Origin of the sequence: Corynebacterium sp. ED61, from assembly GCF_015233855.1 — a bacterium.
Classification (GTDB): domain Bacteria; phylum Actinomycetota; class Actinomycetes; order Mycobacteriales; family Mycobacteriaceae; genus Corynebacterium; species Corynebacterium dentalis.
In genome coordinates, this window is the sequence record NZ_JADGIT010000003.1 from 227,823 (window position 1) to 249,113 (window position 21,291).

At 60.1% G+C, this 21,291-nt stretch carries 20 protein-coding genes; 6 read left to right on the forward strand and 14 right to left on the reverse strand.

What is annotated here, in order from left to right; all coding sequences use genetic code 11:
* Nucleotides 1-235: 235 nt before the first annotated feature.
* From proC to IM764_RS04835, 3 genes are all read right to left on the reverse strand, one after another.
* Nucleotides 236-1,066: a pyrroline-5-carboxylate reductase gene (gene proC, locus IM764_RS04825; RefSeq protein WP_099298337.1), complete on the reverse strand. Its 831-nt coding sequence runs from the start codon at nt 1,064-1,066 to the stop codon at nt 236-238.
* A gap of 139 nt (nt 1,067-1,205) precedes the next feature.
* Nucleotides 1,206-2,333: a hypothetical protein gene (locus IM764_RS04830; RefSeq protein WP_194187096.1), complete on the reverse strand. Its 1,128-nt coding sequence runs from the start codon at nt 2,331-2,333 to the stop codon at nt 1,206-1,208.
* A gap of 105 nt (nt 2,334-2,438) precedes the next feature.
* The gene (locus tag IM764_RS04835) at nt 2,439-3,371 is read right to left on the reverse strand and encodes a Ppx/GppA phosphatase family protein (RefSeq protein WP_099298339.1); all 933 of its coding nucleotides are present in this window, start codon (nt 3,369-3,371) and stop codon (nt 2,439-2,441) included.
* 24 nt (nt 3,372-3,395) lie between these two features.
* Here IM764_RS04835 and IM764_RS04840 point away from each other — a divergent pair, with 24 nt between their 5' ends.
* Complete coding sequence (locus IM764_RS04840) at nt 3,396-4,397, forward strand: hypothetical protein (RefSeq protein ID WP_099298340.1); 1,002 nt, start codon at nt 3,396-3,398, stop codon at nt 4,395-4,397.
* An 18-nt stretch (nt 4,398-4,415) separates the two neighbouring features.
* Here the strand turns inward: IM764_RS04840 and IM764_RS04845 are convergent, their stop codons facing one another.
* The 3 genes from IM764_RS04845 to IM764_RS04855 form a co-directional block, all read right to left on the reverse strand.
* Nucleotides 4,416-5,114 (reverse strand): response regulator transcription factor, encoded by a 699-nt coding sequence (locus IM764_RS04845; protein ID WP_099298341.1) that lies wholly within the window; start codon nt 5,112-5,114, stop codon nt 4,416-4,418.
* Between the two features lie 99 nt (nt 5,115-5,213).
* Entirely contained in the window at nt 5,214-6,515 is a 1,302-nt protein-coding gene (locus IM764_RS04850; protein WP_099298342.1) for a cell wall metabolism sensor histidine kinase WalK, read from the reverse strand.
* 11 nt (nt 6,516-6,526) lie between these two features.
* Nucleotides 6,527-7,291 (reverse strand): phosphoglyceromutase, encoded by a 765-nt coding sequence (locus IM764_RS04855; protein WP_194187098.1) that lies wholly within the window; start codon nt 7,289-7,291, stop codon nt 6,527-6,529.
* A gap of 156 nt (nt 7,292-7,447) precedes the next feature.
* Here IM764_RS04855 and IM764_RS04860 point away from each other — a divergent pair, with 156 nt between their 5' ends.
* Nucleotides 7,448-9,061, forward strand: coding sequence for a SulP family inorganic anion transporter (locus IM764_RS04860; protein ID WP_194187099.1), 1,614 nt, complete (start codon nt 7,448-7,450; stop codon nt 9,059-9,061).
* A gap of 50 nt (nt 9,062-9,111) precedes the next feature.
* On the opposite strand, the gene IM764_RS04865 is transcribed toward IM764_RS04860, so the two are convergent.
* The 4 genes from IM764_RS04865 to mshA form a co-directional block, all read right to left on the reverse strand.
* Complete coding sequence (locus IM764_RS04865) at nt 9,112-10,119, reverse strand: hypothetical protein (RefSeq protein ID WP_194187100.1); 1,008 nt, start codon at nt 10,117-10,119, stop codon at nt 9,112-9,114.
* Nucleotides 10,116-10,697 (reverse strand): ATP-binding cassette domain-containing protein, encoded by a 582-nt coding sequence (locus IM764_RS04870; protein ID WP_194187101.1) that lies wholly within the window; start codon nt 10,695-10,697, stop codon nt 10,116-10,118. The genes IM764_RS04865 and IM764_RS04870 overlap by 4 nt, the downstream gene beginning before the upstream one ends.
* A 7-nt stretch (nt 10,698-10,704) precedes the next feature.
* Nucleotides 10,705-11,307 carry a YbjN domain-containing protein gene (locus IM764_RS04875; RefSeq protein ID WP_099298347.1) on the reverse strand — a complete coding sequence of 201 codons (603 nt, stop codon included), beginning with the start codon at nt 11,305-11,307 and terminating at the stop codon, nt 10,705-10,707.
* 94 nt (nt 11,308-11,401) lie between these two features.
* Entirely contained in the window at nt 11,402-12,709 is a 1,308-nt protein-coding gene (mshA, locus tag IM764_RS04880) for a D-inositol-3-phosphate glycosyltransferase (RefSeq protein ID WP_194187102.1), read from the reverse strand.
* A 163-nt stretch (nt 12,710-12,872) separates the two neighbouring features.
* On the opposite strand from mshA, the gene IM764_RS04885 reads away from it, so the two are divergent.
* Nucleotides 12,873-14,654 carry a long-chain-fatty-acid--CoA ligase gene (locus IM764_RS04885; RefSeq protein WP_194187103.1) on the forward strand — a complete coding sequence of 594 codons (1,782 nt, stop codon included), beginning with the start codon at nt 12,873-12,875 and terminating at the stop codon, nt 14,652-14,654.
* Between the two features lie 266 nt (nt 14,655-14,920).
* On the opposite strand, the gene IM764_RS04890 is transcribed toward IM764_RS04885, so the two are convergent.
* A complete protein-coding gene (locus tag IM764_RS04890) occupies nt 14,921-16,384 on the reverse strand; it encodes a UDP-N-acetylmuramate dehydrogenase (RefSeq protein WP_370551544.1) in 1,464 nt (487 codons plus the stop codon).
* Nucleotides 16,385-16,407: 23 nt separating this feature from the next.
* Between IM764_RS04890 and IM764_RS04895 the strand changes: the two genes are divergently transcribed.
* From IM764_RS04895 to IM764_RS04905, 3 genes are read left to right on the forward strand one after another with little or no spacing between them, the layout of a single operon-like run.
* A complete protein-coding gene (locus tag IM764_RS04895; protein ID WP_099298351.1) occupies nt 16,408-16,908 on the forward strand; it encodes a DUF2505 domain-containing protein in 501 nt (166 codons plus the stop codon).
* A gap of 2 nt (nt 16,909-16,910) precedes the next feature.
* The gene (locus tag IM764_RS04900; RefSeq protein ID WP_194187104.1) at nt 16,911-17,777 is read left to right on the forward strand and encodes a class I SAM-dependent methyltransferase; all 867 of its coding nucleotides are present in this window, start codon (nt 16,911-16,913) and stop codon (nt 17,775-17,777) included.
* A gap of 33 nt (nt 17,778-17,810) precedes the next feature.
* Nucleotides 17,811-18,875 carry a DUF2993 domain-containing protein gene (locus tag IM764_RS04905; RefSeq protein ID WP_194187105.1) on the forward strand — a complete coding sequence of 355 codons (1,065 nt, stop codon included), beginning with the start codon at nt 17,811-17,813 and terminating at the stop codon, nt 18,873-18,875.
* A gap of 7 nt (nt 18,876-18,882) precedes the next feature.
* Here the strand turns inward: IM764_RS04905 and deoC are convergent, their stop codons facing one another.
* From deoC to IM764_RS04920, 3 genes are read right to left on the reverse strand one after another with little or no spacing between them, the layout of a single operon-like run.
* The gene (deoC, locus tag IM764_RS04910) at nt 18,883-19,587 is read right to left on the reverse strand and encodes a deoxyribose-phosphate aldolase (RefSeq protein ID WP_228073388.1); all 705 of its coding nucleotides are present in this window, start codon (nt 19,585-19,587) and stop codon (nt 18,883-18,885) included.
* A 56-nt stretch (nt 19,588-19,643) separates the two neighbouring features.
* Nucleotides 19,644-19,961, reverse strand: coding sequence for a DUF2516 family protein (locus tag IM764_RS04915; protein WP_099298354.1), 318 nt, complete (start codon nt 19,959-19,961; stop codon nt 19,644-19,646).
* A 4-nt stretch (nt 19,962-19,965) separates the two neighbouring features.
* Nucleotides 19,966-21,240, reverse strand: coding sequence for a DUF445 domain-containing protein (locus IM764_RS04920; protein WP_194187196.1), 1,275 nt, complete (start codon nt 21,238-21,240; stop codon nt 19,966-19,968).
* Nucleotides 21,241-21,291 lie beyond the last annotated feature (51 nt).

The window sequence follows — 21,291 nt, forward strand, 5'->3', positions numbered from 1 at the left end:
GTTGTTAATTGGTGTGACGGAAAGCATCGATAGGGTCTTAACTATTCTGGCGTGGCAAAAGTTATAAAAATACGCTGGAGTGCCCACCGAGTCACTCGAGTTACCTTCTCCCCCACCTGGCACCCCCGTGCACTTTTGGTACGTGCCGCTTCCGGAAAAAAGACCTCCGGCCATCCCGGAGGTCTTTGCCACACATGCTTGCGCTAAGCCCGCTAATCGCAGCGGGAGTCAATGACTAGTCAGACTTGCCCAGCTCGATGGAGCGGTCCTTACATGCTTGCATAGCTCGGTAGAAAGCCGTGCGGAGGCCTTCCTCGTCCAGGGTGCGGGTAGCAGCCGAGGTGGTGCCTCCCGGGGAGGACACCTTGGTGCGCAGCGTGACGGGATCATCCCCACCGTCTTCGGACTGCCCCTTGGCCATCATCGTGGCCGCGCCCTCAGCAGTGGCCACAGCCAGCTGCTCAGCCAGTACGCGTGGCAGACCTAGGTTCACGCCTGCGTCGATCATGGCCTCGGTGACCATGAAGTAGTACGCAGGGCCAGAGCCGGAGATCGCCGTGACTGCGTCAATGTCCTTCTCCTTAACGATCACCACGGTGCCCGTGGCGGACATCAGGTCCTGCACGGCTTCCACGTGGTTCTTCTCTGCGAAGCGACCACCAGCCAGCGCAGAGGCGCCCTTGCCCACGAGCATGGGGGTGTTCGGCATCACGCGAACCACAGGGGTTCCGGCAGGCAGAACGCTTTCCATAGCCTTGTTGGTCACGCCAGCGGCAAGGGAGACCACCACGGTCTCGTCGCCGTTCGAATCCACCGTGTCCGTAATGTCCTGCAGCGCGATGGGCACGATGTCCGGCTTGACCGCGATAAACACGAAGTCCGAGCCGTCTGCAGCCTCAGCGCTGTCCTCAGTGGTCACCACGCCGTACTGGTCCTTGAGTTGCTCAAGGCGCTCGGTCGTTGGGTCAGCAACGATAATGCTCTTCGGGTCAGCACCGTCTCCCAGAATTCCTGAGAGCAATGCCTCGCCGATGTTTCCTCCACCAATAATTCCAATTCGAGTCATGCCATTCACTGTGCCAGCGTTTTGCCAATCCTGCCACGAGCACTCCCCTTAGCGTGGTGTTGTCATGGCCTAATGGACCGAATCCGTGCGCAAGAAAAACCCTCCGGAGATTACCGGAGGGTGTGTACCGCGTGAGGCGCTAGATTCCTATGACGAACCGCGGTCCGAATGTCAGGATCAGCCCCACCACCAGGGCCAAGATCATGAGCAGCTTGTCATTGTGGCGCAGCAGCGCGTGTACCAAGCCAACCAGCACCAAAGTGACGGCCAAGGCCAGCACCAGCACCACGATGGATGGCAGGTTGGACCACATCAGGCTGAAGCCAAAGAAGATGCCCACGCCCGCGGCAATCGCAACCACTGCCTGTAGCAGCATCGCTGGCCAGGAGATCGTGTCATCTTCGTAGTCGATGACTTCGTCTTCATCCAGGCTGGCTTCCAGAGCCGCAAACTCGTCTGGCTTGCGGTCCTTCTTCTTTGGCAGCGGTTTGCGCTCGCGGGTGGATGGTTGCGCGTCGTTGTTCTTATCGTTGTTTTTGTCCGACGCCACCTCCTTCGCTTCAGCTTTTGTCTTATCTTCAGCAGAAGCAGAGGAAGCGGATGCGGATGCAGTAGAAGCAGCGTCGGTACCAGCAGCGGCAGCACCTCCACCGATCAGAGCGGACTCAGCAGCGCGGGCTTCCTTGCCAGATACCGGGGTGGCAGCCTTTTCTCGCTTACGAGACTCTGTCTGTGCTGGCTTCTGTTCCTTGGCAGAATCGGCCTTGTCGGCTGGCTTTGCGTCTACAGGCTTCCTGTCCGCGGCCTTCTCAGTCGGCTTCTTGCCCGCCACCGGCTGCGCAGCAGATGGCTGCTTTACTGGAGACTTGTGCTCATCAGCCTTGGTTTGATCCTTAGCCTCAACCTTGGTTTCAAGCTTGGTGTCAACCGAGGATGGGCGCTTCGTCTCAGAATCCGGGACGGCTGCCATCTGGTTGGTGGTTTCGCCAGGCTTTTCCGCCTTGCGGGTGATCTTCTCACCAGCAGCATCCTTGGCAGCTGTTCTATTAGCTGTTTCGGTAGAGCCTGCAGCCTTGGCAGACTTGGAGGCCTTGTGCTCGTCAACGTCATCCTGAGTAACGACAGGTATGGAACCGGTCAGCTCCGCAACGGAGACTCCACCGGTTTCTAGGTTGCGGCGCCTCCGCCGGGGGCGCTCGGTAGAGCTTTCAGATGAACCGCGCCCGTTCCGGGCTAGCAGCTCAGCGACTGTCAGCTTCTCACTCATCAATCGTTCCCATCAAGATCCAACGCGCTCTGATCCATTTTACTTAGACCTTTACCTTACAGTCAGACATGCGCATTCACGCATCACCACAAGGTTAAAACTCCATTACTCCAGCAAAACCTGATCAGTTTGCCTGAAAATTACCCCTTCTCGTAGTGCCCATGGGCACATATGAAGGGTTTCGATGCCCAATTTACGCATCGTAGCTTCAGCTACCAAAGCGCCCGCGACCACTTGGTGTGAACGATCCGAGCTCACGCCTTCCAATTCCGCGCGATCCGCTGCCGTCATGCGAGAGATAAACGCAATTAATTGGCGCAAACCTGCCTGGGTCAACGTGCGCTTGACCCGAGGTCCTGCAGAACTTGGGGCCGCACCAGTCAAACGCGCCAACATGCGGAACGTTTTGGACGTTCCCACGGCCAAATCCAGTGGACCGGAGTCCAATAGTTGGGCCACGGGATCTTCCAAAGTGGAATCAATATAGTCCCGCAGATCAGCAATTACCTTTTTATCCGGCGGATCGGTCTCAAACCACTCTCGAGTCAGTCGCGCCGCGCCCAAGTTCACAGAACACGCCACGTCGGGGTTCTCGTTGGTACCAATGGACATCTCCAGCGAACCGCCACCAATATCCAGATCGCAGATGCGGCCAGCAGACCATCCATACCAGCGCCGCACGGCCAGGAATGTCAGCCGAGCTTCTTCTTCGCCGGAGAGAATCTGCAGATTGACCCCGGTTTCCTTCCGGAGCTTGGCCAGCACGTCCTCAGAGTTCGTTGCCGAACGGATGGCCGAGGTAGCAAACGGAAGCATCTCATCGCAGCGGAACTGCTCAGACATTTCCTTGGCCAGCGCTACGCCGTTGAAGAGCCGTTCCTGGCCCTTTTTGTTGATGGCACCCTTGCTGTCCAGGTACTCCACCAAGCGCATGGGGGTTTTCCAATTGCTCATTGGAGTAGGCGGTCCGCCCCGCTGAGCATCAACCACCACTAAATGAACAGTGTTACTTCCTACGTCAAGGACACCTAATCGCACGGGGACCAGCCTAACCCGTCTACGGTGAATGCTGTGAACCAAACGTCCCAGTCTTCCCCTCGCGCCTCCGGGTATCCGGCCGGCACTGCAGCTGATCAGTCCGTGAAATCCGGCCAGGAACTGCCCGCAGACTACGCACGGGAATGGCTCGAGTTTGTGGATCCTGCGGATTCCGAGCACATCATCCAGGCCGATCTGACGTGGCTGTTGTCCACCTACCGTTGCCGTTTTGGCACGGAGGCGTGTTTAGGGATCGATGCCTCCAATCCCGACGTGGGTTGTTGTGGTCACGGTGCGTTTCTCACCGATGTGGAGGATCGACGCCAACTCGCCCGCGTTGCAGCACAGCTCACTGATGCGGAGTGGCAGAACCGACCCGCAGATGAGGTGGAGCAGTGGCAAGAGGCGCAGGTGGCGTCGGAAAAAGAGGGCACAGAAACCACCGACAACGAGGACGAAGAAAACAACGGGTACGGCACCACGGTGGGGCAGCTGGAGCCGTGGCTCGAATGGGATGAGCTGGAAAATGACGAGGGTGAACTGGAGCCCGCGCTGAAGACCGTGACGGTGGGCGGCGCGTGCATTTTCGCCAATCGGGAGGGTTTTCCGGCCGGGCGAGGATGCGCGTTGCACTCATGGGCGCTCAAGCACGGCGAGAACGTTCTGCAGTCCAAGCCCGAGGTGTGCTGGCAGTTGCCACTGCGCCGGCTGGAGGAATGGGAGACGCGGTCAGACGGCGCGGAGCAGCTGCGCACGACCATCACGGAGTACACCCGGCGCGGGTGGGGAAACGGCGGTGAGGACTTCGATTGGTACTGCACCACAGATTCCACGTGCCATGCAGGGACGAATCCGCTGTGGCGCACGCAAGAGGAAGAGCTCACGGAGCTGGTGGGCAGCGATGCATACCGAGTGATCGCGGAGCACTGCGAACAACGGGAGAAAATGGCTGCGGTATCCCCGAGCGGATTCCCGCTGCTGTCTATCCACCCTGCGACGGCGCAAGCTCGGGAGCGCGGGATTTAAACGGCCTCAGGCCGGGACCTAGCTTTCGAACTTGTAGCCCAGGCCACGAACCGTCACCAGGATCTCCGGGCGGGATGGGTTGCGCTCGATCTTGGAGCGCAGGCGCTTGATGTGCACGTCCAAGGTCTTGGTATCGCCCACGTAATCCGCACCCCACACGCGGTCGATGAGCTGACCACGGGTGAGCACGCGGCCGGAGTTGCGCATCAGATATTCCAGCAGGTCAAACTCCTTGAGCGGCATGGGAACCTTGTGCCCATCCACGGTGACGATGTGGCGTTCCACGTCCATCATCACACGATTTTCGCGCAGCACCATGCCATCGTCTGCCAGCTCCTCGCTCTGCGGAGTGTTATCCCCACCGCGACGCAGGACGGCGCGAATGCGGGCGATGAGCTCGCGGGCGAAGTACGGCTTGGTCACGTAATCATCCGCGCCGAGCTCTAGTCCCACGACCTTATCGATCTCACTATCGCGAGCCGTCACCATGATCACGGGCACGGAGGAAGTTTGGCGCAATTGGCGGCACACTTCGGTACCGGACATTCCTGGGAGCATCAGGTCCAGTAGGACGATGTCGATCTGTTCCGAGGCAAAGATCTCGAGAGCGGTGGGGCCATCCCCGGCGAGGGCTACTTCAAAGCCCTCTTTTTTCAGAAGAAAAGCCAGTGGCTCAGCCAAAGATTCTTCGTCTTCGACGATAAGAACGCTAGTCACGGTGGCTCTCGCCCCTCTCTGTAGTTCGGTCACCGCACGATGGCGGTTATCCCGGTGTTACCTTATTGTCCGTTTCTGTTCACAAACCCGCAACCGGAGTTACCCGATCCGCCTGTCTTCATCATCAGGATCATCCCGATCTTGGCCATCTCGATCATCGCTGGTGAAGATTCCGGTGATCACGTCATTGCTATCCGCCAAGGACGTCTGGCTCGGCACCACGGGACTCTCGCCCTCAGGCAGGGTGGTTTCGCTTTGGGTGAAACGAGGCAACTCCAGCGTGAAAGTGGAACCGGTACCCGGGCGAGACCACACGGAGACCCGTCCTCCGTGGTTAACCATCACATGTTTCACGATGGCTAACCCAAGGCCCGTACCTCCTGTATTGCGGGAGCGTGCTTTGTCCACGCGGAAGAAGCGCTCAAACAGGCGCTTCTGATCCTCCGGCGCAATGCCGATGCCGCGGTCAGTCACTCGCACCCGGACCACGTCATCGCGGACCTCGCGGGACAAAGACACGGGAGTGCCCGCCGGCGAGTAGTAGATCGCGTTGGTCACCAGGTTGGACACAGACGTCACCAACAAGGACTTGTCACCCATGACGAGCGCCCCACAGCGCTGATCCTTCACCAATTCAATGTTGGCGGTCTCTGCGGCCAAGTGGCAGCGGTCAAACGCCTCTTCCACCACAGAATCCAAGCTGATTACCTGTGGATCCGGCAAGGACTCAGCACCCTGCAGCTTGGACAAGGAGATCAGCTCAGAGATCATCTGACCCATGCGTCGGGTCTCCCCCACCAACTTGCCACCGAAGTACTCCACGGACTCGGGGTCCTCGCGGACCTCCATCAACGTCTCCACCAGCAAGGAAATCGCGCCGACCGGGGTCTTGAGCTCGTGCGAGACGTTAGCCACAAAGTCCCGGCGCGCGGATTCCATGCGCACGTGCTCGGAATCATCCGTGGCGTAAACAACGGCATAGCGGTTGTCCTGCAGAGTCAACAACTGCACCTGACCAGCAACGGAAATCACGGGACGGCTGCCCCGGCGATGCGGCGGTGAGAAGTGAATCTCGCGCGGCTCGTGATCCATGAACACCCGCTGCACAGCCTTCCACACAGTTTCGTTGACCGTGCGCTCATGCACCAAGGACAGCTCGTGCGCACGCGGGTTGGACATCACCACGTTGCGGCGCTTGTCCACCACCACCACGGCGCTGGGTGCGGACTGGATGGCAAAGTGCAGCACCTGCGCCACGGTGGACACCCGGTTTCCTTGCAGCTCCGCCCGGGTTCGCAGGTTGCGCTTGGCTTTGATCTGCACCCGGTAGAACTTGTACCCGAGCACCCCAAAGAGGGCTCCCAGTAGGAGCCCGAGGAGCAACCCGATCAGCAGGTCCATCAACAGGGGTATTACTTAGCTTCGCCCTGAGCAGCCACTGCCGCTGCACCCGCAGCTGCAGCTTCTGGATCCAGGTAGTCACCGCCGGGGTTCAGGACGGTGCCGTCCGTACCCACGCGGTACACCAGCGGGATGCCGGTAGGGATGTTCAGTCCGGCGATGTCTTCGTCGGAAATGTTGTCCAAGTACTTCACCAACGCGCGCAGGGAGTTACCGTGCGCGGCCACCAGGACGGTCTCGCCACGTGCGATGCGTGGGGCGATCTCCTCCTCGTAGTAAGGAACAAAGCGCTTGACGACGTCGAGCAGGCACTCGGTGCGGGGGACCTCGGAAAGGTTGGCGTAGCGAGCCTCGTTGGTCTGTGCGTACTCGTTGTCCACGTCGATCTCTGGTGGCGGGGTGTCGTAAGAACGGCGCCACTCCATGAACTGATCGTTGCCGTACTTCTCCTTGGTCTCTGTCTTGTTCAGGCCCTGCAGTGCGCCGTAGTGACGCTCGTTGAGCCGCCAATCGCGGATCACAGGAATCCAGTGCAGGTCCGCTTCATCCAGCGCAATGTTGGCGGTGGTGATGGCGCGGCGCAGCAGCGAGGTGTACAAAACGCTGGGCTTGAGCCCTGCATCTTTGATCATCTGGCCGCCGCGCTTGGCCTCTTCGCGGCCCTGATTGGTCAGGCGAACGTCCACCCAGCCGGTGAACTGGTTGGAGGCGTTCCATTCGCTCTGTCCGTGGCGCAGGAGGATGAGTGTTCCGTGGTTCTGTTCGTTGTCGCTCATGGTTTCTATAGTGCCATGTTTGGGGGTATTTCCTGTGGGTGGTGGTTGCTGTTTCCCACCGACTCCCCCGGTTTGTGGTCATTAAGGTGTAATTTTTTATTTCCGACGCCACCCCTGAATCTACAAACATAAGTTTCCTGTGAGACTTTAGTTCCTGTGCACACAGCCGAAACTTCTCTACACCTTGTCCTTCCCGCTCCCACTGGGGTGATCCCTAGCTTCCGCTATGCGTTCTCCTCCCTGTCCCGCTTCAGGACTGAGGTGCTGGGTGGCTTGGTGGTCGCGCTGGCGCTGATTCCGGAGGCCATCAGCTTTTCCGTGCTGGCTGGCGTGGATCCGCGGGTGGGATTGTTCGCTTCGGTGACGATGGCCATCACCATCGCTTTCACCGGCGGGCGCCCAGCGATGATCTCCGCGGCCACGGGCGCGGTGGCCGTGGTGATCTCTCCTCTGGTGGCCAGCCACGGGCTGAACTATCTGTTGGCGTGTGTGATTCTGGCTGGAATTTTCCAGCTGCTGCTGGCGGCTGTGGGCGTGGCGAAGCTCATGCGGTTTATTCCTCGATCGGTGATGGTGGGCTTTATTAACTCACTGGCGATCATCGTGTTCAGTGGGCAGATTCCGCATCTCCTGGGCGTTCCGTGGCTGGTGTATCCGTTGGTGGCGGTGAGCATCGCGATTGTTGTGTTCTTCCCACGCCTAACCAGCGCAATTCCAGCTCCGCTGATTGCGATTTTGGTGCTCACCCCGTTTGTTATTGCTACGGGTTGGAACGTGCCGAACGTCTCCGATCAGGGTGAGCTGCCCACCAGCTTGCCGGAGTTCTTCTTCCCAGATGTTCCGCTGACTTTGGAGACATTCCAGATCATCGCGCCGTACGCCTTGGGCATGGCGCTGGTTGGCCTGTTGGAATCCTTGTTAACCGCGAAGCTGGTGGACGACATCACTGATGTGCACTCTGACAAGACACGTGAGAGCTGGGGGCAGGGTATCGCGAACATCGTCACGGGCATGTTCGGCGGAATGGGCGGTTGCGCGATGATCGGGCAGACGCTGATCAATACCCGCAGCGCCGGGGCGCGCACGCGCCTATCCACACTGCTCGCCGGAGTTTTCCTGCTGGTTCTGCTGGTCAGCTTGGGAGACATTGTTGGCTTAATCCCGATGGCCGCTCTGACCGGCATCATGATCATGGTGGCTGTCAGCTCCTTTGACTGGCACTCCGTCAAGCCATCCACACTGCGGGCTATGCCGTTAAGCGAAACTCTGGTGATGCTAGTGACTGTCATCGCCACGTTGCTGACTCACAACCTGGCGGTTGGCGTGGCATTCGGCGTACTCACGGCCATGGTGCTTTTCGCTCGCCGTGTGGCCCACATGGTGACCATCACTCCGGTCTCGCTGGGAGATCTCCCTGCGGGAGATCAGGAGGAAGTGGTCGACGCAGTGCGTGATGGTGCGGAAAACATCGCAGAATCCCCTGCCCCGAACGCCATCAAAAACGATGGTTCAAACTCCCGCATTTACCTAGTGACAGGCCAGTTGTTCTTCGCATCTTCGAATGACTTGGTCTACCAGTTCGACTACGCGAATGACCCGGAACTAGTGGTGGTGGACATGAGCCAAGCCGTGATCTGGGATGCCTCCACGGTGGCCACGCTGGATGCTGTGATTCAGAAGTACGCGGACAAGGGAAAGACAGCGCAGATCATCGGCCTGGATGAGGCCAGCGAGAACCGCTTGCGAAGGCTGTCCGGGAAGCTGGGCTAGCTCACCGAAGGCTGTCCTGCTCTCTGCCGAGTCAAAGAGTCACGCACAAGTCAGATTCTTGTAGCCATGAATCCCAAGAACGCCGCTAGCTTCAGCCCTCCGCTGTAGTACTCCAGTATCTCCGGCGAGACCAACCCACCGATTCCGCTATCCACAAACGTGATTTTCTCCACGACTCGTGACTGTGAACGCTTTATGCCAGCCCACAGAATCGCTGGAATGAACAGAGCTGCTGCCACCAATGGCTGGCCAAACGGGAAGAGCGCAATCAATAGAAGCGCTCCCAACAGCGCATGAACTCCCAGCACAACGAAGCGCTCGCGGAAAACTAACCCGAGCTTGGAAAAGTCCGCGCACCTCATCAACGCAGTTCCCAGCATTGACCACACCATGAAGAAAACGAATATTCCATAGTCACCAAAGACGTCGGCTATTGCCACAGAAATGGCGATAGCCGCCACAAAGGCCACTGGAATATACGGGCGCCTCCAAAATCTGCGCCACATCAGCACCCAGAAATTAGCCGTTGCACTGTTAGCTCGCATTCTCAGATGAGAAGAGGCAAGCAGTTCGGAGACGAGGTTGGCGTCGAGAATAGAAAAAGAAGCGCGCGCCAACACGTTGCGCATGACACCACGAAGATAAGTCGGGATGTCGCGCCGATGAATCGCGTGCAGGGCCACTCGGAGGATCAGTGCCAGCAGTAAGCCCTGCCACCAGAAACCTTGCGCCGCTCCCACAGAAGCACCGAGAAAGCCGCACACCAACAGCTGTATGAACTGCAGGGCACCGAACCAGCGCAGCTTTCCTCCGGCTCGGACCTTGTACTGCCAATCCTCCAGGGTCGCGTTGACCAGGGGAAAGAACCAATCTGCCAGCATCATGAGCGCCGCAATCCCCGCTATCGCAGCGCCGAGCCCCACAGGTTCCGGCAATCGCGAGGCAACGATAGCCTGCTCTGCCTGCAACCAACTGACCACGTCGAATGCTGCCCACGCCGCGAACGCAGCGCAGAACAGATAGACCACGAACAATTCCGAGCGCACTGCCTTCATCATGCGCCGATGCTGAGGATGTCATCGCAACTGTTGCGAACCACCGGTGAATGAGTCGCGACCAGCACCACAGATCCTTGATCAGCAATGTCTCTCAACTGAGCACAACACACCTCGACCCAATCCTGATCGAGGTGACGCTCGGGCTCGTCGACGATGGTCACGTCCCTGTGCATCAACAATTGGGTGCCCAGATACACCCGCTGCTGCTGTCCGCTGGACAACCTTGAAGGAGGAGAATCGAGCAATTCTGCCAGCGCCCACTGCTCAATAGCAGCGGAGAAATCCTGCTTGGAATACTTTTCGAGCAGCTTGATGTGCTCGCCTACCGACAGATCGGGATAGAACTCCGGCCGGGAAATGTAGGCAAGTCGCCCCACCATGTTCCCATCACTCGTGGGTTGGCCATCTAAGGTGACGCTTCCCGAGTAGGGATGGATTTCCCCAGCCACTGTGCGCGCGAGCGTTGTCTTTCCTGAGCCATTCGGCCCGCAGAGCCCATAGATCTTGCCCGGCTCAAAGGCCGAGCTCATCGTTCCAATGCTGTGGTCAAAGCCAAATTCGCAGTCGACTACCAGCATCGCAGAACTATGAGTTGTCGGACTCAGCGCCCGTCTCAGGCTGGTTGTTTGGCTCTTCCTGGGAGACCACGGATTCCGGCGTGTGCACGTCCTCCGCGAGGTCGGATCCCGGTGGTGGCGCGAGAGTGGCCACCTCGTCATCGGACGGACGCAGCCGGGTGAACGCACCCAGGTTCATCGTCGGCTCGCCGCGAGACAGACGCCACGCCCATTCGTGGCGGATCGAGGACGCAAATCCACGCTCCAGAATGCGGTTGAAATCCTGGTCAGCGCGTTCCAGGATCTGCCCCAACACGCGCTGCAAATCCTCGGCCGTGGTGGAGTCTGGGAACTGACCCACCAGGTAGATGTCATCGTTGCTATCCAGCGTGTAGTGCACGCCGAAGTTCCGACGGTTCTCGTGCAGCAGCAGCTTGTAGACCTCTTCTTGAGCCTCCTCCACATGCCGGCACACAAACGCCTCGATGCGGAACATCCCCTCTTGCGGGATGAGCAGGCAATTCGTCTTCAACTTCTTCTCGCCAGGGAGTACCACGACGAGGTTGCCGCCAGCCTCGGTGTACTCAACCTCAGCGTCATCTAACAGGGTGCAAATAGCCGCGCGATCCATGTTTTTCAGCCTACACGCGCACTGGACACCAGCCACCCGCTCAGTGCTCGTTCCTCAATGCGGTGAAGTTGTTTCTTTCCTTTCCACGCCATGTTCACCCAGCAGGATTACGCGTAGCGTTCCGCACGCTCTTCGGCAATTCCGCGTAGATCGCGCGCAAACTCTCTGCCGCCTTTTCCCAGGAGAACCGGCTGGCGTGGATCGGCGCGTACTCGGACATCTCGATCCTGCGCTCATCATCTATCAACAGCTCGCCAAGAGCATCGGCCCACACTTCGGGCTCATGCCCTTCCACCAGCAATCCGGACTTGCCATTGTCCACCGCGATGGACAAACCGCCCACGTCGGCAGCCACCACAGGAGTGCCGCTGGCCTGGGCTTCGACAGCCACCAGGCCGAAACTCTCGTTGTAGCTTGGCACCGCGATCAAGTCCGCCGCTTGGTAAATCGAGACCAGCTCCTCTGCCGGGCGCGGACTCAGGAAGCGCACGATATGCGCGATGCCCAATTCCTTGGCCAAATCCTGCAGCTCCTCCAAGCTGTTCTTGCCGGAGCCGGACGGACCACCGCAAATGACCACAGACAAAAGCAGGTCAGGGTGGCGTCGAACCAAAATGGCCGCAGCCCGCAACAACACATCCGGTGCCTTCAACCTCTGCAACCGGCCCACAAAACCCACCACCTTGGCCAGGAAAGGGATGCCCAGCTCGCGGCGCGTACGTTCCGTGGCGCGATCCGAACCAGGAGTGAAGTGCTCCACATCCGCACCGGGATAGACCACCCGAATCAGGCAATCCTCGGCGTCGTAGCCCTCCACCAAATCCCGAACCTCAGCCCCAGTATTCACGATCAACAAGTCCGCGTTGTCCGCGATCTGCTGCTCACAGATCCGGCGACTGGCAGGCTCCGGCGAATCCCCCGCGGCGAGCAGAGAATTCTTCACCGCAGCCAGCGTATGAGCGGTGTGCACCCAGGGGATATGCCACAGATCGCGCAACAACCACGCCACCTGGCCAGATAGCCAGTAATGCGAGTGGATCAGGTCATAGCCCACGTCCGCGCATTCATTTTGCGTACCCTCGGCATCCTCAGTGGCGCACTGTTGACTCTTGCGCTGGAACGCCAAAACGCTGCCTGTAAATGCGGCCAACTGCGTGGGCAGCTCTTCCTTCGGCAGGCCCTCATACGGACCAGCCACACAATTAATCACCCGCAGACCCGGCGCCACATGCACCACCTCGCCCTGCAACGGACGCGTAGCGCGGGTGAAAATGTCCACCTCCACGCCCTGCCGAGCCAACTGCAACGCGGTGTTTTTGATGTAGACGTTCATCCCTCCCGCGTCTCCCGAACCGGGCTGTTCCAAAGGTGAAGTGTGGAAGGAGATGATGGCGACTCTCATGAAAGTGAAGTGTAATCGCCGATGCAGCATTTCTCTTTTTTGTTAGTTTCCGCCTACAGACCACCTTTTCCGCGCTATCCTCAAACAAACTCGCTCTTAGAGCGAGCCAAACCGTCCCGAGCACGGGATTCACGCAACGTAGAACAAGAGGAAAGACCACACGATGACGAGCGTCAACAATCCAGATGCGTCCGCCACCGACTCCGGCTCCAAGCCGGAAGGTACCGCTTGGAAGGACAAGCCTTACCTGAAGTACTACGCAGAGTGGACCCCCGAGTCTCTGGACTACCCCACCGAATCCAACCTCGTCTCCATGCTGGAAAAGTCCGTGGCGGAAAACTCCAAGCGGGACATCCTCGACTTCTTCGGTCAGACCACCAGCTACCCAGACTTCGCTGAGCAGGTGAACTCGGTAGCAGCCGGCTTGCAGCACATGGGAGTCAAGCGTGGCGAGCGCGTGGCATTGATCATGCCGAACTGCCCGCAGCACCTCATCGCCTTCTTCGCGGTACTCAAGCTCGGTGCTGTCGTCGTCGAACACAATCCGCTGTACACCGCACGTGAACTCGAAGGCCCATTCAAGGACCACGAGGCGAAGATCGTCATCGCGTGGGACAACGTCTACGACGTCTGCCAAAAGCTGCAGCAGACTACGCAGCTGGAAACCATCGTCTCCGTCAACATGATCGAGGCCATGCCACTGGTTAAGCGCTTGGCTTTGAAGCTTCCTATCCCTTCTTTGAAGGAAAAGCGCGACCAGCTGCACGGCGATGCCCCAGGTAGCGTGCCTTTCTCCAAGTTGCTGACCAAGAAATTCGGTGGCGACGGCAAGAACCTCAAGACCCCCGCGGATCTAGATAGCACAGACCCAGCCGTGATCCTGTTCACCTCCGGCACCACCGGCAAGCCAAAGGGCGCGCAACTGACCCACGGCAACATCATGGCCAACGTGATCCAGGGTCTGGCGTGGGTCAAGGATCTGGGCGAGGGCAAGCAGGAAAAGTACCTCGCTGCACTGCCACTGTTCCACGTCTACGGTCTGACTCTGACCGCTGCGCTTGGCGTGACCACGGGCGGAAAGCTGGCGCTGCTGCCGAAGCCGGAAATTCCACTGATCGTTGATCAGTTGAAGAAGGAACTACCTACCTACATGCCGGGTGTGCCCACGCTGTACACCAAGATTCTTGAGGCAGCCGAGGAAAACAACCTCGATCTGTCCGGCATCAGCAACGCCCTATCCGGCGCGGCACCACTGCCCACCAAGACCACCGAAGAGTGGGAGAAGAAGACCGGCGGCAAAATCGTGGAGGGCTACGGCCTGACCGAGACCGCCCCGATCATCGTGGCCAACCCCATCACCCCGGACCGCCGCGCGGGTTACATCGGCATCCCATTCCCAGACACCGAGCTGCGTGTGGCGGATCCCGATGACTTCTCCCGCACCATGCCAGACGGCGAAGCCGGCGAGCTGCTGGTTCGCGGCCCACAGGTATTCCAGGGCTACATCAACGTCGAGGATGACGAGCAGCCTTTCCACGAAGACTGGTTCGACACCGGCGATATGGCTGTCATGGAAGAGGACGGCTTCATCAAGATCGTCTCCCGCACCAAGGAAATGATCATCACCGGCGGATTCAATGTCTACCCCGCTGAGGTGGAAGAGGTCCTCACGGATCACCCACAGATCTCTACGGCCGGCGTGGTTGGTTTGGAGCAGGAGGACGGCTCGGAAGAGGTCGTTGCTGCCGTGGTTCTGGAAGAGGGTGTTTCTGAGTCTGATTTCGACGCCGAGGAAGCGCGTGAATGGTCCCGCGAAGCCCTGACCCGTTACAAGGTTCCTCGCCAGTTCTTCGTGGTGGATGAACTGCCTGCAGACATGATCGGCAAGATCCGCCGTCGCGAGGTCAAGGACTTGGTGGAGTCCATGATCGAGGACAAGAAGTAGCTGCCCCTGGCCGTAGTGACTAGGCCTCGACCTAGCCACTTTCTGCTCTGACTACCCCGCAGAGAGAAAGCCCGCCCGGCGCGAGTCATCGGACTTGGCGCAGGGCGGGCTTTGTGCTGGGCAGGCACTGTGCCGAGCTTAGTTGTCAAAAATATGTGCCTCTGTTCAGCACATAATCACTCCCGCCACATTTACCTGGGGAAATGAAAAGCCGCGCTCACAGAGGCACATATTTTCGACATTTGACCTGAATATTTGGGCCTAAACTAGTCCAGCTGAGCACCAACCCACACTGGTTCTGGCTCCAGAGTCACGCCAAAGGCCTCGTACACCCCGGCGCGCACGGCGCTGGCCAGTGCGATGATGTCTGCGCTGGTGGCGGAGCCACGGTTGGTCAGCGCCAGGGTGTGCTTCGTGGACAGCGACGCCGCCTCGTGCCCCTCAACACTGAATCCCTTGCCGAAGCCGGCGTGGTCGATCAGCCACGCCGCGGAGAACTTGAAGCGCTCCGTGTCTGAAGCATCGCCAGTCGCAGCACCAACCGCACCATCGCCAGCCGCATCTCCACCAGCATCAGCCCCAGCAGCACCAGCACCCGGCTTCACCGCACCATCCTCAGCAGCTCCGCCACGCCCAGCGGAATACACCGGCATTGAGCTGGCCTTTTCCTCGCCACACTTCTCTCGCACAGCAGCAATCACCGCGTCGCGAGCAGCCGCGCCTTCCACCACCGGATTAGTGAAGAAGGATCCCGCTGACCACGTGTCGTGATCCGCTTGATTCAGCACCATGCCCTTGCCCGCGCGCAGCTCCAGCACAGTCGCCCGCACGTCCGCCACGGGCCTGCGCGCGCTCTCGGCACCGGCTTTCGCATCGGCTTCCTGCACGTCCAGCTTCCGCGCCAGCTCGCCAAAACGCAGCGGTTGAGACAGCCCGTCGGTCCCCAACTGGAACTCCACGGCCGTCACCACCGCGCAGTTGGTGAACTTCAGATTCGAGTAGCGGTAGGACAGGTCCAAATCTTCCGGCCCCACCCAGTACAGGTCGTTTTCTTTTTCCGACGCCAACTCCGCGCCATCTGCACCCGCAGCCAGGTCTTCCGCGCCGCGATCGAACAGCTGCACGCGGCTGAGCACCTGGGAAACTTCTGCGCCATACGCGCCCACGTTCTGCACCGGCGTGGCCCCCACGGAGCCGGGGATGCCACTGAGGCATTCCAAGCCAGACAAACCTGCCTCCACCGTGCGCTGCACGAGGCTATCGAAGTTCACGCCAGCAAAGGCACGAACCAGCCCGGACTCCGCATCGATGGTGATGCCGCCCCGGGCATCCCCATCGGCGGCGAAAAGTTCCGCTTCTCCAGACGCATCCAGCCCAGAACTATCCAGCCCAGCCGCCGACTCCTCCGCGCCCGCATCAACAGCAACCTGCTCCGTGGTAACCCACACCACCACAGTCTTTCGCACGTCATCGCCCTCACCGATGACCAAGTTGGATCCACCGCCGACGACTAAAAGAGGAACGGAGTTGGCGTCGAGCAGAGAAACCACGCCAGCCAGCGCAGACGGCCGAGAACACGCCACCACCGCAGCCGGTGTGCCACCGATGCGCAGCGTGGTCAGGTCCGCGAAGGAACGCTGAACCATCCGCGCGCCGGGCAAGAATCCGGGCGTGCACAGCTTCTCGAGGATCTCGGGCAGGCTTAATTCAGTAGATAACGAATCAGTCACACCACTAACGGTAGTCTGTAAGCATGACTACACACAGCGAGAACACCGCAACCATCAACTTCCCGATCGAAAAGGTCTACGAGGCCCTCTCTTCCAACGAGTACTGGAACTACGAAGTCCAGAACATCAACGATGAGCCAGGCGAGGTCGATTCCTTCTCCGCTGACCCCATCAACGTTGTTCTGTTCGAGCTGCTCCCCAAGGCTGCGCTTCCTGAGGCTGTGCGCGGCATGGTCTCCCAGGATCTGAAGCTCAAGCGCGTGGTGGAGTTCGGCCCAGTTGCTGGCGACGAGGCGACCGGCACCGTCACCGCCGAGGTCAAGGGCGCGCCGGTTCGTTTCAACGCCGACGCCAAGCTCACCGGCAAGGGAGATGCCACCGACCTGTTCGCAGACATCGCCGTAGAGGTTGCAATCCCAATGATGGGTGCCGTGCTGGAGCCAAAGGTTGCTGATTGGGTGCAGGACTTCCTGACCCGTGAGGCTTCCATGATTGAGAAGTACATCTCTGACAACCTGCAGTAAGCGTGGCTGATCACGCCCACAATCTTCGGGCCCGTTCGTGGAATACGGACGGGCCCGTTGGTGTACCCACCCGCGGCACCACTGGCTATAACCGCCTGCGGAAGGCAGACCGGTGGTTGGTGGCGCAACTGCGGGTGCAGGCGTTGCTGCGGAGTGCGGAATTATCTGGGCGGGAGCCGGTGGCCATCGACGTGGGATATGGGGCCTCGCACACCACGACTGTGGAGTGGGCGCGGTTTCTACGCTCTGTGGCGCCGAGCGTGCAGGTCACAGGGTTGGAGATTGAGCCGAGCCGGGTGCTGCCTCCGCGAGATGGCGTGACTTTTGCTCTGGGTGGGTTTGAGCTGTCGGGGATGCGCGCGGACGTGGTGCGAGCGTTTAATGTGCTTCGGCAATATGACGCCTCACAGGTGCGCGATGCGTGGGCGACGATGCAAGCAGGCCTGCGGCCAGGCGGCGTGATCATTGAGGGCACGTGCTGCGAGGTGGGGCGGCGGTCTGCGTGGGTGCTGCTGGATCAACACGGGCCGCAGAGCTTGACGATGGCCTGGACCCCGGGATGCTTGGAACGGCCGTCCGATATCGCTGAGCGCTTGCCCAAGGTTTTGATCCACCGGAATACGCCGGGGCACGCGATTTACGACGTGCTGCGAGAGATGGATGCCGCGTGGAACCTGGCTGCTCCGCTGGCGGTGTTCGGTCCGCGGGTGCGTTGGCGGGCTGCTGTGGAGCACTTTCATACGGCCACGGGGATTAGGCGGATGACGTCCCGGAGGCGGCACTCTGATAGCTCACTGACGCTGCCGTGGTCCGCGGTTGATGACGATTATGCTGCTGGGAGTTTTCTGCCAACTGGCGACTCCCACTAGCGTGTTGCCAGCGTTTCGGGGACACTTGGTTGGGTGAGTAACCCGAATAATCAAACGTCTGAGTACAACTTCCCGCCGAACCACGGTGGCCAGAACAACGGCGGGCAATTCGCGCAGCAGCAGGGATGGGGACAGCAGCACGGCTCGTCCGCCCGCGCGCCGAAGAAGAAGAGCAGCGTGGGCAAGGTTTTGCTGATTATTCTGCTGGTCCTGGTGCTGCTGGTAGTCGCCGCAGAGTTTGCCGCGCGGTGGTACATGAAAGATCAGATTGTCCAGGGCCTAGAAAAGCAGGCAAGTGCGGATAACTTGCAGCTGAAAGAGGACCCTTCGGTCTCCTTTGGTCTTTCCCCCGTGTTGATGGGAATGGCAACCCAGAACTTGCAACAGCTGGATATGACGGTTCCCTCCACGCTGAATATCTCCCACGAAGATGGCGATGAATCTAAACCTGTGGTGACCGGCAACCCCGAGGTGAAGTTCCATGGCAAGCACATCAAGATTCAGAACCAGGGTCAGGATGTGATCATCGGCGATCTGACCATGAACACTGCCGTACCTTCTGAATACCTCCTGGCCCAAGCCGTCAAGGGCACCCAGGAGCAGCACTCCGGTGGGGGCGGCGGCTTCTTGCAGCAAGCTATTACACTGACCGGCGTCAAGCCCGTACCTGACGAGCAGGTCTTGGAGATGGAAATCTCCCACGGCCTGGCCACGCTGAAGATGAAGCCCGTGGTGGAAAACGGCGAGCTGAAGATGCAGGCCGAAGGTGGAGAGATCTTTGGACTGAGCCTGCCGCAGCAGTTCGTGGATTCCATTCAGGATTCACTGAACTCCAGCACGTCCGAATCCGGTCCCGGTGGCCTGAAGTTCGAAAACGCCACCGTCACGGACGAGGGATTGGCCGTGGAAATGCACGGCACCAACGTTGATATGAACGAGCTGTCGCAGAGCGTGGAAGAGACTCCTGGCACCGATGGTGCTGCTGGCGGCTCCGGATCTTCCGGCTCCAGCGATAGCTCCACCAGCGGCGCGCTCAACGAAGAGCAGCAGCGCGAAGGCGATGCCATCGGCTCGTCCACCAGCGGAATGGCCGCCTAGTTCACGCCTAGTTAGCGCCCTCTAGGATTGCCCGCGGGGAAGACACCCCGAGGCGCATGGCACCAGCGTCGATCATTGCCACGGCGGCATCCCACGTGCGGATGCCGCCGGAGGCCTTGATCCCCAACGCACCGAGGTTGCGTCGCAGGTCCTCCCCCATACCGAACGAGGCCAACTTGTTGGCTTTGCGCAGCTCATCGGCCATGATCTCCACTGCCTCCATCGAGGCTCCGCCCGCAGGGTGGAACCCGGTGGAGGTTTTTACGTAGTCCGCCCCCACTGCCACGCAGGCACGCACGCACGCACGGATGGCTTCCTCGCTGAGCAGTGCGGTTTCCAGGATGACCTTGAGGATCACCGGCTGTGGCACAGCCTCGCGGATGGTCATCAGTTCGCTGATCAGCGCGTTGGTGTCTCCGGCGATAGCGCGGGCCACGTCTACCACCACATCTACTTCGTCCGCGCCGAGCTCCACGGCGAAGCGGGCCTCGGTGGCCTTGACGAGTGTGGCGTGTTTTCCACTGGGGAAACCCGCGACGGTCGCTATGACTGGGGCGCCCGCGGTGGCGTCGGAATCAGAAGAATCAGCTGGCGCGGCCGGAATCATGGACGGCGAGACGCACACCGCGCCACATCCCAACTCGCGTGCTTCGGCGATTAGCGCGTCCACGTCCTCGCGGGTGGCTTCCGGCTTGAGCAGGGTGGCATCCATGATGGAGGCGACCTGCTCACGGGTCAGCGTTTGGGAGTTGTTGTCAGTCACGTCGATCACCAGCTTCCGCTGGAGTTATCCAACACGTCGCGGATGGCGGGGCGCACGTCCTGCCAGTAAATACCCACGATCACCGCGGCGATGACCCACAGCATCATCACGGTCGGCATCAACAAGCTCAGCCCGGCGGCTACGGCGGCGCCGCCGGTGAGCATCAGCCAGTTCTGCTTCTGCCTGTCGATCACCAGGAACGCGTCATCGCGCGTCATTGCTACTGTGACCAGCCCAAACACTGCCAATCCCAGCACCGCAATGGTGGCGAATAGGTTCACGCCGTAGTACACCCACGGCAAGGTCGAAAATACAGAGTCCATGGGATCATGCTACCGCGAACAGCAGCTCCGTCACCGCATAGATCACCAGGCCGGCCACGCCGCCGACGATGGTTCCGTTCATCCGGATGAACTGCAGGTCCTTGCCCACCATAAGTTCGATTTTTTCCGACGCCTCTTGCGCGTCCCATCGCTCAACGGTCTCTCCGATGATGCTGGTGATCTCTCCCGCATAATTATCCGCGAGGTAGCTGGCCGCAGCGACCACTCGATCTTCCAGCTTTTCCTGCAGCTCGGGTTCGTCCTGAACGCGGCGACCGAACTCGCGCACCCATTCCGTGATGCGCTGGCGCAGCATGGATTCCGGATCGCGGGCCATAGCGCTGAGGGTGCTGCGCGCGGACTCCCACAGTGCGCCGGGGATGGCGCGCACCGGGGTGGAGGTCATGATGTCTTCCTTGAATTTCTCCACCCGGGCGATCATCACCTCGTCATGCTGCAGGTCGCATGCCAGCTGGTCGAGGAATTTACGCAGTTCCCGGCGCGCATCGTGTTCCGGGTTGTAACGGACATCGGAGGTGAACTTGATCAGCTCGGTGTAGACCCTGGATCCCACTAGTTCGCGAATGAAGCTGGGCGCCCAGGTGGGTGTGCGCTCGTCGATGAGGTGGGTGACGATCTCCTCGCTGTTCTGAGCCTTGTCATCCAGCCACACCACCACGGCTTCGATCGCCGGTTCGGTTCGTCCTTCCTCGATGAGCTGTTCCAGCCCACGGCCCAGCGGCGGTCCCCACGTGGGCTCTTGGAGTTTGTCCAGCACCAAGGCGTCCAGGATCTGCTCAGCTTCGGAGGCATTGATGCCGTTGACCACCAGATCCAGCAGGCGCCCGGTTTCTTGGGATACGCGCTCGGCGCCGCCTTCGGCCACTGCCCAGTCCGCTGCACGCTGCGGAATGTGCGCGTTGCGTAGCTTTTCCGCGATCAGCGGCGCGTTGAGAAAGTTCTCCCCCACAAACTCGGAGAGCTGGTGGCCCACTTCGTCCTTTTTCCGCTTGATGATTGCCGTGTGTGGAATCGGTATGCGTAGCGGGTGACGGAACAGGGCGGTGACGGCGAACCAGTCCGCCAGTCCGCCGACCATGCCTGCCTCGGAGAATGCGCGGACGTAGCCGATCCACGCGCCGGGGTTGCCTTGGTATTCCAGCCACCGCATGCTGACGTACATCACGAGGGCGACCACCAGCATGAGGCCAGCGATTCGTTGGTGCTTGCGCAGGTCCGCGCGACGCTGCGCTTCAGTCTGTGGATCAGGGCCGGGCATGGCGGCGAGGTTCACCGCGGCCGGAGAAGTGTGTGCGCGAGCGGTGGTGAC

Coding starts and splice junctions, on each gene's coding strand:
- deoC (WP_228073388.1), bottom strand. CDS start 19,587: ATGGATGCCACCCTGCTCAAGCCGGAAGCCACCCGCGAGGACGTGGAC.
- IM764_RS04870 (WP_194187101.1), bottom strand. CDS start 10,697: ATGCTGGTAGTCGACTGCGAATTTGGCTTTGACCACAGCATTGGAACG.
- IM764_RS04865 (WP_194187100.1), bottom strand. CDS start 10,119: ATGATGAAGGCAGTGCGCTCGGAATTGTTCGTGGTCTATCTGTTCTGC.
- IM764_RS04850 (WP_099298342.1), bottom strand. CDS start 6,515: ATGGACCTGCTGATCGGGTTGCTCCTCGGGCTCCTACTGGGAGCCCTC.
- mshA (WP_194187102.1), bottom strand. CDS start 12,709: ATGAGAGTCGCCATCATCTCCTTCCACACTTCACCTTTGGAACAGCCC.
- proC (WP_099298337.1), bottom strand. CDS start 1,066: ATGACTCGAATTGGAATTATTGGTGGAGGAAACATCGGCGAGGCATTG.
- IM764_RS04895 (WP_099298351.1), top strand. CDS start 16,408: ATGACTACACACAGCGAGAACACCGCAACCATCAACTTCCCGATCGAA.
- IM764_RS04915 (WP_099298354.1), bottom strand. CDS start 19,961: ATGGACTCTGTATTTTCGACCTTGCCGTGGGTGTACTACGGCGTGAAC.
- IM764_RS04920 (WP_194187196.1), bottom strand. CDS start 21,240: ATGCCCGGCCCTGATCCACAGACTGAAGCGCAGCGTCGCGCGGACCTG.
- IM764_RS04855 (WP_194187098.1), bottom strand. CDS start 7,291: ATGAGCGACAACGAACAGAACCACGGAACACTCATCCTCCTGCGCCAC.
- IM764_RS04875 (WP_099298347.1), bottom strand. CDS start 11,307: ATGGATCGCGCGGCTATTTGCACCCTGTTAGATGACGCTGAGGTTGAG.
- IM764_RS04830 (WP_194187096.1), bottom strand. CDS start 2,333: ATGAGTGAGAAGCTGACAGTCGCTGAGCTGCTAGCCCGGAACGGGCGC.
- IM764_RS04885 (WP_194187103.1), top strand. CDS start 12,873: ATGACGAGCGTCAACAATCCAGATGCGTCCGCCACCGACTCCGGCTCC.